We start from the raw sequence: 12512 nt of genomic DNA, 5'->3' as shown, positions 1-12512 counted from the left end.
TTTATCCGATGAACTCCTCAAACCGCGCATAGCCTTCAGGCCACTCGCCGATCCCGCTGTCGATATTGATATGGCCGACGTCGCCGACATCGACGAACCGGCTATCCCAAGCAGTCGCACATCGTTGCGCATGCTCGAAAGAACCAAACGAATCGTTGCGACTGGCGATCACCATGCTGGGAAACGGCAATCGGCGCATCGGCACCGGACTGAAACCTTGAGCGGTGGCGGGAAAACTGGGACTAGCCGGTTCGGGAACCGCAACGAGGAAGGCACCCGCGATCGGCACGCGAGACGGCCCAGCCCAATGAGCCACGAGCAAACAGGCCAGGCTGTGAGCGACCAAAATAGGAGGAGCACTGCAGCGCTGTACCGCCTCGTCCAACGTCCGCATCCAATTCCGGCAAACCGGCGCATTCCATTGGCCAAGATCTACCCGCCGCCAAGCCGGATGGCGCGCTTCCCACAACGTCTGCCAATGACCGGGAGCAGAATTGCCGAACCCCGGCAGGACTAGCACAGGAGTTTCCATCATCACTCAACCTGCTTACGCCCGGCCACCGCCACCGTCGCATAGTAAACGGCCCGGCTCTGAGAATCTTCGGCCATTTGCCGATAGTTCTGCACATCCATTTCACTGACGATTCCGGTCGCCAGATACTTGTCCTGCAACTGTTCAGCGGACATCGCCATGATCGCGGCCAGCCCGGATCCACCGGCAAACACCGGTGCATCGTTCTCCATGGACATGTCCAGAAGCTCTCGCGCTTGCAACAACGGCAACAGTCTGAGTCCCAACGCGGAGTCCATGCCGCGGCTTTCATACATGCGATGAATCGCCTGATTGATGTGCTGCATCGCCGCAAGTTGCACAGCCGTTCCAGCGATGCCCCGCGAGGCAGAGAAGTCCGGTTCTTCCAGGACGATCCATCCGCCTGGCTTCAGCGCGGCCAACATCCGGGACAGGGCAATCTCGTAATCCGGCAGATGGATGAGCACGTAGCGCGCGTGAATGAGATCGAATGAGCCCTGCGGCAGCGAAGCCGTTCGAATGTCCCCCTGCTGAATCTCGACATGCGCCGGGGGGTGCGCCGTCAGAAATTTGGTCGAGAGATCGAGCGCGACAACCTGCCCCGAAGGCCCGACTCTCTCACCCATCCACCGCATCAATGACCCGGCGCCCGGCCCCACTTCCAGACAACGCCATCCGGTCGTGAGACCGGTGGCATGCAAGCGGCGGCAACTGGCCGGATCGCACTCCCGCTCGATCGCCTGCAACCGCCTGAGCTCCAATTGATCGTCGGCCGACGTAAAGACGTAGTCAGGTTGACTCATAGCTGATTATCCGCGCGCTGTACTACCCCAGCTTTTTGAAACAGTCCGCGCCGGCCACCGCCCGCAAGCGGCGGCACGACATCACCCGCGTCGAACCAGGCACATCGTTCTTGATCACAACCACGTAAGATTCGCCGCCGACACAGGCCACATTCCAGAAGACATTTCCTTTGATATCTTCTCCTTGGAAAAATGTGCGCGCGACGGTCCGGCAGTGATGCCCCCCACTTTCGACAAACACCGCCAGGGCCTCGCTCCGCTCCACTTCGGACATCGCCGCAAGCCGATCCTGCGCCGGATTGGCCCAAAGGGGCAGCGGCGCGAGCACCCCTGCTATTACCAGGCCGGCCAGCCATCTGGAGATTCGCCCCATAGCTAGTTGCCCCTCCAGAATGATTTTCCACACCGCACACAAATTTCAGCGCTCGTATCGGACCCGAGATAAAATTCTTTCTCCCGACTATCATGCGGGCAGGGCAATCCCCCGGCTTTCGCCCAGGCCTCCCGCAACACTTCAGCATCATCCGCTTCCATCGATCGCCTCACTGCCTTCCCGCAGAATCACGGGCGCCCGTCGCTGCCCCCTATCAAAAATGCGATGATGGTGTTCGCATCACCGATAGGATCCGCCGTAAAGGGAGCCGTCTGTTTCTTGGTCACAGTCGTCGTCAATCGTTCGGCCGCCTGCCGGACCGCTGATGGAAACGACACGTCTTGTTGGATTCTGCGCAGGTGAGCCATGGCATCGCCGAACCAGGGCGAAGACGTCTGCTGCGCCAGCCACGCTTCGTCGGCTAATGCGACTGCCCGCCGCGCGCACACTCTGGCTTTGCCGTCGTTGCCGGATTGCCAGGCAGCTGCGGCCCCGGCAAGTTCTCGTGCGATGGGGACCGGCCACGCCATAGAGTCGACCTACCGTCACGAGACAGCACGGGAGAAGAGGGAAACCGTCCCTGGCTCTCGACCGGGCACGGCCAATACCTCCGCCGCGCTACCCCATATCGCGAAGCGTATGGTCAGGGTTGCGATCCCGGGCGATGGTCTTCATGACCTGATCGCCGAAGAGCACCACGACCCGACCGCGTTGATCTTTTACCACCATGGATGCCGACGGCGCTTTGAAGGTCGCGGGATCTCCGCCCAACCAGGCGCTGCATGAGAACGGGAGGGCATCGAGCACCGTTTCCACGCGATATTCGTGGCGAAGACGATATTGCAGCACATCGAACTGCAGCCGGCCCACGGCCGCGACCAAGGAGTCCAGGTCGTTGAGGCTGCGCATGATCTGGACCGTGCCTTCCTGCGCCATCTGCTCCATCCCCTTGTCAAAGGCTTTTCGCTTGCCGACATCGGTCGGACGGAGGCGCGCAAAAATTTCCGGTTGGAACTGCGGCAGCGGTTTAAAGTTGAATCCGCCGACCACGGAAATCGTATCGCCGATGGCGAAGAGCCCGGGATTGATGATGCCGATGATATCGCCGGGATAGGCCTCTTCCACCGTGCTCCGCTCCTGCGCCACCAGACTGTGCGGCCGCGAGAGACGCACCTCTCGATTCAGTCGATGATGGGTCACCATCATGTCCCGTTCGAATCGCCCCGAACAGACCCGCAAGAAGGCCGTGCTGTCCCGGTGCTTCGGGTTCATGTTGGCTTGCAGCTTGAACACGTAGGCGCTGAACGGCGTCTCGACCGGATCGATGGGGTATTCGCTTCCATCCTCACGGTCGGCCAGCCGGGCGCTGGGGCACGGAGCGAGCGTCACAAAGGCGTCAAGGAAGCTCTCGATACCGAAGTTCGTGAGCGCCGACGCAAAGAACACCGGCGTGACATCGCCGTTCAGAAACTGGTCGCGCGAAAACGGATTGCCAGCGATGTCGAGCAACTCCAGGTCATGCTGCACCGGTTCCATCACGTCCGGAGGAACACGGCCGCTGCGTTCGAGGTCGGCCAACACCATGTTCGCCACATCGACCTTTGTCGCGCCGCCATGGGCGGTCTTGCTGAACAGCTGAACGCGATGGTCGGCCCGCGTCACGATGCCGGCGAAATCGCTCCCGGATCCGATCGGCCAATTGATCGGGCTCGCGTGAATATTGAGGGCCTGCTCAACCTCTGTCATGAGGTCAAGCGGTGGACGTCCCGGCAAGTCCATCTTATTGATCAGGGTCAGCACCGGAATCCGCCGCAAGCGGCACACCTCGAACAACTTGCGCGTCTGCGTCTCCACGCCTTTGGCCGCATCGATCACCATGATCGCGCTGTCGGCCGCCGTCAACGTCCGATAGGTATCTTCGGAAAAGTCCTGGTGGCCCGGCGTATCGAGCAGGTTGATGATCGCATCCTTATACGGAAACTGCATGGCCGAGGCGGTAATGGAAATGCCGCGTTCCTGCTCCATGCCCATCCAATCGGAGGCGGCCGTCTTGCCGCCCTTGCGGCCACGGACCATGCCGGCCGTCCGAATGAGCCCGGAATAGAGCAACAACTTTTCCGTAAGCGTGGTCTTGCCCGCGTCCGGATGACTGATGATCGCAAAGGTCCGGCGGCGCGCCGTTGCCGCAGCCAATTCTCCCTGACGTGTCTGATCGATAGCCATAATGGGTGCGCAGCATACCACACCGCCCCCGGCGGCCAACAGCGGGTGACGCAGGAATCGTCACTCGCACCGATCACGCCGCCCCTGTATGATGCGGACCATGGCCACGCCGTCCCTTCGCATCGCCTTCCTGCATCTGGCACCGGTTCCCGGCGATCTCGCCGGCAATCGACGGCTGATCGAAACCGCGGTCATGCAGGCGGCACAGGCGGGCGCCAACTGGATTCTCACGCCGGAACTCGCGGTCTGCGGGTATGCCTTTACCGGCCGAATCGGCACCGACTGGATTGCGCCTCAGCCGGATGAGTGGATGATACAGATGGGCCGCCTTGCGGCGAAGCTGCGCGTCACCCTGTTCCTTTCTCTGCCGGAACAGGATGTCCGCACGAAACTGCTGCATAACTCTCTCTTTGTGATCGCGCCCGACGGTGCGCTCACCGGCGCCCATCGGAAGATCAACGCGCTGCGCGTGGGATCGGAAGCCTGGTCGACGCCCGGCACTGAAGCCCTCGTCTTCGCGGCGCCGCCGCTCGACCGCGTGGGGTTGCTGATTTGCGCCGACGCGTACTCTCCGGGCATCGCCGGCAGCCTGCGGCGGCAAGGCGCGCGCATGCTGGTGTCCGCCGCCGCCTGGGCGCCCGGGCTTCACGGCCCCAACGGCGAATGGGAGCGATGCACGCGCGACACCGGACTGCCCTTGCTCGTGTGTAACCGGACCGGTCCGGATCTCACCCTTGATTTCACGAAAGCCGAGAGTGTCGTGGCGAAAGACGGCGAACGCCGACTTTCCATGAGTGCAGCGCGCTCAACAATTTTCCTGATCGAATGGGATCTGCTCGGGCAGGACTTGGCTGCCCCTTCCTATCAGCGTCTCGAACTGTAAGCGGTCACGCCACAGAAATTACCGCCGCGCAATCCGTTCAGCCGCCATGCCGCGGCCGCGAATCGATGTTTGAGAGAGGGGATGAAGCGGAAAGGAGTTGGGAGCCTGGCTCGTCGCGATGCGCCGAGCCAGGCTCCCGGAACGGTCACGTGTCGCGGTCAGTTCAAGGGAGGCACCATCCCGGCGAACGTCAGGAGATCCGTCATACGGAAATCTCCGGGCGTAGCGGACGGCAACACCGGTGTCCAGCGAGGCCTTGCCGACAGATAGGACGTATCATCGGCCTTCAGCAATCCGATAAATACTTCCCCGACGATGCGGCCGCCGACCGGTCCCAGCCGCAACCCGCTTTCCATCAGTTCCGCCTCCTTCAGAATATACAACCAGAGCGGAGTACTCCGTTCCATGTCAAACGGAGCCAGCGCGGATAACTGCGCGGGCGTCATCGCCGGAAGGCCCATCCTCCGGGCAATCGCTTGACCGGAGGGGATGCCGAAATTGACGTGACGCATCAGATTGCGCGAGGCCAGCGACGTCACCCCATCGGACGGCAGAGCCGGCGCGGGCCCACGTGAGCCCGGCAGCAACATCACGACGCTGGAGAGTTTGGCGTCGATCAGTTTGTTGGGCCGGAAATTGCCATCGCCGAAATTGAAGAACGTCTGCCAATCGACAAACCGGCGAGGCGCGCGTTTTCCGCCGCGCAGGTCGAGCGGGTCCGGATCGTTCGGGTCCTGGGCGTCATCGAACAGAAACACGATGAACGGATTATGCCCCATATCGGGACGGCCGAAGTTGAGCCGATAGCTGGGCCGGATCTGCGAGTGGCCGAAGCGATAGGCGCCCACCGAAAACTCGATCGGCATCAACGGATTCTCTCTATCAAACCGATAGAAGCGAGTCCCCCGCTGCACAATGTCATCCACACGCTCTTGCCCAATCGTCAACGGGAGAAATTCGTGCAGGATAATCCATTGATAGTGCCAGCGGACCTGGCGTCGAGCCTCTCTGAAAATCTGCTCGGCGGAATCGCCGGCGTTCGCCGGATCGGCCCGGAGCCGGTCCGTGACGGCATTGTGAAAACGAAGCATCGCCACATGGAGCTGAGAGATCACCACGTTCTCGTCGTTGCGACGATCCCCCAGCAACGCGGTCAACGTGCCCGGGTCGCGCGGAAGATCGAATCGAACGGCGCCATTGCGTGAAAACTGTTCAGCGCCTGGAATGACTTCGACCCGCAGTTTAATATCCCCGGAACTGCGGTCATACAACTCCGGGGACCGTTCCGGCCCGCCGCCGTATACACTGTCCAGATCGAACCGCGGCGTCCGAAAATTCGTCGTCTTCCTGGGATTCGCCTTTTCGAGCAGCGGGGAATTCGGATCGAACGTAATGTCGTGATCCAAAAACTGGCCCAGAAACGTCATGCCTGCCGTCATGTTGGGATTGTCCGGATTGTTCGGACTAAACACCGCAGGATTGGTAATCGACAACACCGGGTCGCTGAGAAGATCCAGGGCATCAATCAACCCGCCCTTTTCACCCAGCTTCTTGGCCTGATCGCGCACCCCATCGGTTTGAGGAGCGAACGGCGGCAAATCAGGAAACATCCGAGTAAAGGACATTTCCCGGTCCCGGTCTCTGTCCCGATCTCGATCCCGGTCTCGGTCTCGATCCCGGTCATCAGCGAGGGCCGCCGTCAACACGAACGCACCGCTCAACAGCCCTACCAAGCCAACTGACAGAAGTAGTTTTCGACGATGCACCATACGGACGCCCCCTTCCTTTAGAAATGGTGAGTGAGTCTCAGATTCCGAAGTGCGCCCATCAACCCCCGGAACTCAGATTTGCGGCCCTAGATCATGCAATACCTGCACCGTGCGCCATTCAAGGAAACCCTTAGCGTATTTTACACGCCAAACAACAGAATCCCTCTCCCCGCCAGCAGTGTCGGACGGAGAACTGTATTCAATCTTGGCCAATGCTCTATCCCACACTCGACAAAAGTGAACCAGGCCACATGCAACTGGTTCCGATTCTGGCTCGCGCCCCGTCCCCATTGAACAAACACGAAGCTCGATACCGGCGTTAGCCCAGCGCATACCATCCCGTGATGCGGGGTGGTCGATCCGTCTGCTCGGGAGTGTGCCGATTCCGATCAAGGCAGACGACGTGTGAGGAACTGGCTCAAAAAAGCAGGTGAGGAAAAGGCGGGCGGCAGCGGTCACATTGAACGGCCGGTTATCCGTTCATCGCTTCACACGGCGCTCACCGATACCGGTGCGCAGCGCTTCGACATCGAGTTCCCGTTCGAGCCGGTGCAAGACCTCATCGCTGATCGTACCCGCGTTTCGCAATTGAATCAGCCGAAGCCGTTCGGCGGTCAACGTGTCATGCCGCAGCTGCCGAAACTGCTCCCCCATCTCAAGCGAATACTCCTTGTCGACAGGGCTGGATCCGGCAAACCGCTTGAGTTGCATATTGTAATGGGCCCGCAGGCGCTCGACAGGCTCCACCAGGACGCCACTCTCCCCGGCCAATCCGTCCAATCGCCTCAACGCCGCCGAAGCCGCCTCCCCACGCGCGAGTCTTTCTTCCTGTTCGAGACTGCTATCTTCCTTCAGATGCAACCAGCGGATGATCGGCGTCAGCGAAAGGCCCTGGAGAACCAGCGTCACAAGGATCACGGAAAAACTGATCAAGATGATCTCCGCGCGAAACGGAAACGGGGCGCCGGATGCCGTCGTCACCGGCAGCGCCAACGCCGCCGCCAGCGTGACGATTCCGCGCATGCCGGTCCAGGCCGTGACGAAAATATTCGGCCAGGGAGGCATCGGATCGCGGGCCCGCAACTTTGCGCTCAACAGCCGGGGCAGCGCCGCCGCCACCGGCACCCAGAAGAGACGCACGACAATCACCGCCAGGCTGACCGTCGCGCCGGCCATCAAGACCGTGCCGAACCCACCGGCCGGGATAGCCGTACGCAAGGCGCCAAGCTGGAGCCCGATCAAAATGAAAATAAACCCGTTCAGCACAAAGATCAGCAGATCCCAGACCGCCTGCGCCTGCAGCCGCGTCGCCGGGGCAACCGCCGAGCTAAAATGCTGCCGCACATACAATCCGACGGCCACACAGGCCAGCACCGACGAAACATGCGTCACTTCGCCCAACACCCACGCCACATAGGGCGTAACCAGCGTAATGGCGACCTCCGTGAAACTGTCGGTTGCCCCGCGAACCGCCCAGCGCGAGGCCAGTCCAACAGCGATCCCAATCGCCACCCCCCCGACAGCGGCGAACACAAAGTGCAGCAGCGCGTCGCCCAGCACGAAACTCCCGCCGATCGCGGCCCCGACGGCCGCGCGATACAACACCAGCGCGGTCGCATCGTTCACCAAGCTTTCGCCTTCCAGAATCGTCACCACGCGGCGGGGGAATGCGCAACCGTTTCCCGATGGCGGTGGCCGAGACCGCATCCGGCGGAGAGACAATGGCGCCCAACGCAATGGCTTCGGCCCATCCAAGGCCCGGCAGCACCGCGCGCGTCACGATCGCGACCACCGCCGTCGTGACCACAACCAGCCCAACCGCCAGCCATGAAATCGGACGAAGATTCTGTTTAAACTCCCGCCAGGACGTAAAGTAGGCGGCCGCCGACAGGATGGGCGGAAGGAACACGAGAAAGACTAGATCAGGGCTGAGCGTGACCGTGGGAATCCCCGGAATCAGTCCGAGGATCAAACCGCCGATGACTAACAGAATGGGGTAGGGAATGACGAGCTTCTCTGCGAGGGTGGTCAGCAACAGAACCACCGCCAGTAATAAGATGACTATCTCGAGATGATGCAGACCGTCCATCGCATGCCTTTCGCAATCTGCCGGAACGCAGGACCCGGGCGCAGGCTACTGATGGAAGGAGAAAGAGTCAACTAAATCACGCGCCCGTATCCCCGTCTTTGGGCCGGCAAAAGCGGAGCCTCTTCAGCGGACCATCGAATGCCGGGAGGGCTCACGCCACCAGGTGGGCTTGCATGGAGAGAAAGCGCTTCAGCCGTGTCGCCGCGGTGGACGTCAGATGCATGAACTCAAGTCCGAAGGTCTGGTCCTTGGCCCATCGAACGGTCGCCCGCTCAACCGCCAACGGAGCCACTTGTTCCGGCAACCGCAACAATACCGTGACCTGATCACCCGGATGTATCGAGGCTTCACTGGTAACCCGGGCGCCTTTGAGCGACACATCGTACACCACGCCGAGGCCGGCCCGCTTTTTCGCAAACCAGCGCGGCCGCGCCTTCTCCGCCAGCGCGCAAGAGAAGGGAACCGGCACGCGCATCCGGGTATGTTCGCGAATATCGAGAAACAACTCCGTCGGCATTATTGTGGCAGCCTTCATCAGACGTCCTTTCGTTCGATTCACTGTGCCGACTCTACACAACTGTTCTCAGTTCGTGAATGAATTTGTGTGTTTGTGCAGAATTCTACGTACTCTACGCACCGGACACCGACATCTTGTTCTACCCTACGCTTATCCGGCTCGATACCGAAACGGGATTCCCTCGATACTTCAATGGGTTTCTTCTCCAGACATCTTCAGACTGGCGGTGAAACCCTCTCCCCTTTTATATTGGACCGGCATCAAACAGACCCTTGTCGATTTCAGCGCCCCAGGACGACTATCCGGCAGAGACTGATATCCGGTCATGTGGCACACCACCCATCACCCCTGGGAGCACACCATGAAATACCTTTGTCTGATCTATATCGAAGAACAAATCCTCCATGCCCTGCCGAGCCCCGAGCGAATTGCGCTCTCGGACGAATCCATGGCCTACTGCGACCGGTTGCAGAAGGTCGGCCAGCTGCTGGCTGCCTCCCCGCTCCATCCGGTGGAGACCGCCACGACCGTCCGAGTCCGCGAAGGGAAGGCCTCGACGACCGACGGGCCGTTTGCCGAAACGAAGGAACAGCTGGGCGGATTTCTCATGCTCGATGTGCCGGATCTGAACGATGCGATCCGCATCGCCTCGCATTTCCCGGCCGCCCGGTACGGCAGTGTCGAAGTGCGGCCGATGAAGGAAGGCGGCTGCGCCTGAGGGACCAGCGATGAGCGATGATCCAACCATCCAGGCCCGGGCAAAAGCCGATGAAGTCTACCGCGCTGAGTCGCGCCGAGTCCTCGCGACGCTTATCCGCCTACTCAAGGATTTCGACCTGGCCGAAGAAGCGCTGCACGAAGCTTTCGCCGCCGCGATGGAACAATGGGCGCGTGACGGCATCCCCGCCAACCCGCGCGCCTGGCTCGTTTCCACCGGGCGGTTCAAGGCAATCGACGGCTTACGACGGCGCGCCCGTTATGATGCATCGCTCCACGAGCTCGCCAAAGACATGGAAACCGCGACTGATGAGGCGCCTGAGCGAGACGAAGACCGTATTGAAGACGACCGCCTGCGCTTGATCTTTACCTGCTGTCATCCGGCACTCAAACCCGAGGCACAACTAGCGTTGACATTGCGAGAGGTCTGCGGTCTCACGACCGAAGAAGTCGCCCGCGAATTTCTGTCGTCCCCCACCACACTGGCCCAACGCATCGTCCGCGCCAAGACAAAAATTCGCGACGCCCGCATTCCGTATGAAGTGCCGCCGCCAACCGAACTTCCGGACCGGCTGGATTCGGTCCTGCATGTCATCTATCTGGTCTTCAACGAAGGGTACTCCGCATCCGCCGGCGCCTCGCTCACGCGAGCCGATCTCTCGGGCGAGGCGATCCGTTTGGGGCGCCTGCTGCTGGAGCTGTTGCCGGATCCGGAGGTCATGGGCTTGCTGGCGTTGATGCTGCTGCACGAGTCGCGACGCCTGGCACGGACGTCGGCCACGGGCGAGATCATTCTCCTGGATCAACAGGATCGTGAACGCTGGGACCGGGAACTGATTACGGAAGGCCTCTCGCTTGTTGAACGAGCCCTCGCGTCACGACGGTTCGGCCCCTACACCGTACAAGCGGCAATCGCCGCCATCCATGCGGAATCACCGAGCGCCGCGATGACCGATTGGGCGCAGATCGCCGCCCTCTATGACCTGTTGATGCGCGCGGCGCCCTCCCCTGTCGTCGAACTCAACCGAGCCGTGGCCGTGGCGATGCGGGACGGGCCCGCCGCAGGCCTCGCACTGGTGGACGCCATCCTCACAAGGGGTGAGCTGGCAGACTATCATCTGATCCATGCCACCAGAGCCGACTTTTGCCGGCGGCTGGGGCAGGCAGCAGACGCCCGCATCTCCTACGAACGGGCCCTCGCGCTGACAAAACAGGAGCCGGAGCGGCGGTTTCTTGAGAAACGGCTGGCCGAGCTCGATTAACCGGAGCGCCGCTTGTCGATTTCAGACGCCGAAGACGACGAATAGTATAATTCAAGTCCACTGACGCCATCTCATTTGTCGTCGATTGCCGGACACAGGACGCACGCGCGGCACAGCCTGTAAAGAGAAGTCTCATGCGATTTATGAGTATGATCGACACCATGTTTGACACCGGCTTGCCCAAGCTGAAACCATCGGCCAAGCACTAACCCAAGGAGGCCACTATGCGCGCACCGTTCATTCCCCTCACCTGCCTAGCGCTCGTGTTGATTGCAACTCCGGTCATAGCGAAGGAAAAGAAACACGAGAAACCGATGGACCAGCAGGCCATGATGGAACTCTGGCAGAAGCTGGCCCAGCCCGGTGAACCCCATAAACTGTTTGCCGGCCTCGCCGGCAGCTGGACGACCGCAACCAAGGAATGGATGGAGCCGGGCAAGCCACCGACAGAATCGACCGGCACGGCGGAGATGAAGATGCTGCTCGACGGGCGCTTTTTGTATCAGGAATACCACGCCCAGATGATGGGGCAGCCCTTCTCCGGCATCGGGATCGATGGCTACGACAATGTGACCAAGAAGTACGTCACGGCCTGGATCGATACAATGGGAACCGGAATCTTCATCATGGAGGGAACGGCCAATGCAGATGGCAAGACCATCACGCTGAAAGGCTCACACCCTGAGCCGGGCGGCGGCAAGATGTCACATCGGGCCGTGTGGAAGATTATCGACAGCAACAATCAGACGTTCGAGATGTACGGAACGCACGGCCACGGCAGCAAGGAGATGAAGTTTCTGGAGATCGTGTATACGCGGAAACCATAACCAACCACGTTGACCTCGCGTGGGCAGCGTGGTTGACTACGCCTTCAACCCCATCACCTAAGGGAGGCCTCAGATGCAACGCATGATTGGAATAGTGAGTGTGGCCCTGATGCTGACGACGCTCAGCGGCTGTAGTTATTTCTTCTACCCCCGCGCCGGGGACTATGCGGCGCAGGCGAAAGGCGCCAGCGGGGTCGACACCATGATCAACCTCACGAACATGATGGAAGCGACCGCGGCGAAAGCCAAGGGCGGCAAAGGAAAGGACAATGCGCTCGACGACTACCATAACCAGCTGCATGCCCTGCTGGATTCATTTTGCGACGTGACGAAGGAACAAGCCAAGACGCCCGCCTACGATCTGGCGGTGACGCACAAGAAGGAATTGACCGCCATTTTCTGGCGGTTGTGGAAATTCAAAGACGACCAGCCGCAGCGCGACCAGCACCTGGATCTTTCCATAACGGAATTGAAAGAGCTGCGGGAGACGCTGCAGACATTGAAATAATCGTTGGAC

The 12512-nt window shown here is 60.7% G+C and carries 13 protein-coding genes and 1 pseudogene; 5 read left to right on the top strand and 9 right to left on the bottom strand.

All coding sequences use genetic code 11. The annotated features are described in order from the left end of the window. Position 1 precedes the first annotated feature (1 nt). The 5 genes from NITLEN_RS09610 to NITLEN_RS09590 all read right to left on the bottom strand — a co-directional run bounded on the left by NITLEN_RS09610 (position 2) and on the right by NITLEN_RS09590 (position 3931). A complete protein-coding gene (locus NITLEN_RS09610; protein ID WP_219999424.1) occupies positions 2–535 on the bottom strand; it encodes an RBBP9/YdeN family alpha/beta hydrolase in 534 nt (177 codons plus the stop codon). Next, the gene (locus tag NITLEN_RS09605; RefSeq protein WP_121989363.1) at positions 535–1335 is read right to left on the bottom strand and encodes a class I SAM-dependent methyltransferase; all 801 of its coding nucleotides are present in this window, start codon (positions 1333–1335) and stop codon (positions 535–537) included. The genes NITLEN_RS09610 and NITLEN_RS09605 overlap by 1 nt, the downstream gene beginning before the upstream one ends. A gap of 22 nt (positions 1336–1357) precedes the next feature. After that, positions 1358–1708 carry a hypothetical protein gene (locus NITLEN_RS09600; protein WP_121989362.1) on the bottom strand — a complete coding sequence of 117 codons (351 nt, stop codon included), beginning with the start codon at positions 1706–1708 and terminating at the stop codon, positions 1358–1360. Positions 1709–1896: 188 nt separating this feature from the next. Further along, positions 1897–2238: a hypothetical protein gene (locus NITLEN_RS09595; RefSeq protein ID WP_121989361.1), complete on the bottom strand. Its 342-nt coding sequence runs from the start codon at positions 2236–2238 to the stop codon at positions 1897–1899. Between the two features lie 88 nt (positions 2239–2326). After that, on the bottom strand, positions 2327–3931 hold the full coding sequence (locus NITLEN_RS09590) for a peptide chain release factor 3 (RefSeq protein ID WP_121989360.1): 1605 nt from the start codon (positions 3929–3931) through the stop codon (positions 2327–2329). Between the two features lie 100 nt (positions 3932–4031). On the opposite strand from NITLEN_RS09590, the gene NITLEN_RS09585 reads away from it, so the two are divergent. Beyond that, positions 4032–4814, top strand: coding sequence for a carbon-nitrogen hydrolase family protein (locus NITLEN_RS09585; RefSeq protein ID WP_121989415.1), 783 nt, complete (start codon positions 4032–4034; stop codon positions 4812–4814). Between the two features lie 158 nt (positions 4815–4972). Here the strand turns inward: NITLEN_RS09585 and NITLEN_RS09580 are convergent, their stop codons facing one another. The 4 genes and pseudogenes from NITLEN_RS09580 to NITLEN_RS09570 all read right to left on the bottom strand — a co-directional run bounded on the left by NITLEN_RS09580 (position 4973) and on the right by NITLEN_RS09570 (position 9207). Continuing rightward, positions 4973–6583: a peroxidase family protein gene (locus NITLEN_RS09580; RefSeq protein WP_121989359.1), complete on the bottom strand. Its 1611-nt coding sequence runs from the start codon at positions 6581–6583 to the stop codon at positions 4973–4975. Positions 6584–7063: 480 nt separating this feature from the next. After that, entirely contained in the window at positions 7064–8209 is a 1146-nt protein-coding gene (locus tag NITLEN_RS09575; protein ID WP_281267795.1) for a cation:proton antiporter, read from the bottom strand. Between the two features lie 106 nt (positions 8210–8315). Next, a pseudogene (locus NITLEN_RS18555) lies at positions 8316–8672 on the bottom strand (cation:proton antiporter domain-containing protein); the annotation flags it as partial. A gap of 151 nt (positions 8673–8823) precedes the next feature. Then, the gene (locus NITLEN_RS09570; RefSeq protein ID WP_121989358.1) at positions 8824–9207 is read right to left on the bottom strand and encodes a PilZ domain-containing protein; all 384 of its coding nucleotides are present in this window, start codon (positions 9205–9207) and stop codon (positions 8824–8826) included. Between the two features lie 343 nt (positions 9208–9550). Between NITLEN_RS09570 and NITLEN_RS09565 the strand changes: the two genes are divergently transcribed. The 4 genes from NITLEN_RS09565 to NITLEN_RS09550 all read left to right on the top strand — a co-directional run bounded on the left by NITLEN_RS09565 (position 9551) and on the right by NITLEN_RS09550 (position 12503). Continuing rightward, a complete protein-coding gene (locus tag NITLEN_RS09565) occupies positions 9551–9907 on the top strand; it encodes a YciI family protein (protein ID WP_121989357.1) in 357 nt (118 codons plus the stop codon). A gap of 10 nt (positions 9908–9917) precedes the next feature. After that, on the top strand, positions 9918–11168 hold the full coding sequence (locus NITLEN_RS09560) for an RNA polymerase sigma factor (protein ID WP_121989356.1): 1251 nt from the start codon (positions 9918–9920) through the stop codon (positions 11166–11168). 224 nt (positions 11169–11392) lie between these two features. Continuing rightward, a complete protein-coding gene (locus NITLEN_RS09555; RefSeq protein WP_181416758.1) occupies positions 11393–11995 on the top strand; it encodes a DUF1579 domain-containing protein in 603 nt (200 codons plus the stop codon). Between the two features lie 73 nt (positions 11996–12068). Next, entirely contained in the window at positions 12069–12503 is a 435-nt protein-coding gene (locus NITLEN_RS09550; RefSeq protein ID WP_121989355.1) for a hypothetical protein, read from the top strand. Positions 12504–12512 lie beyond the last annotated feature (9 nt).

This window comes from Nitrospira lenta (assembly GCF_900403705.1).
Classification (GTDB): domain Bacteria; phylum Nitrospirota; class Nitrospiria; order Nitrospirales; family Nitrospiraceae; genus Nitrospira_D; species Nitrospira_D lenta.
This window is presented reverse-complemented; position numbering and strand designations above follow the sequence as displayed.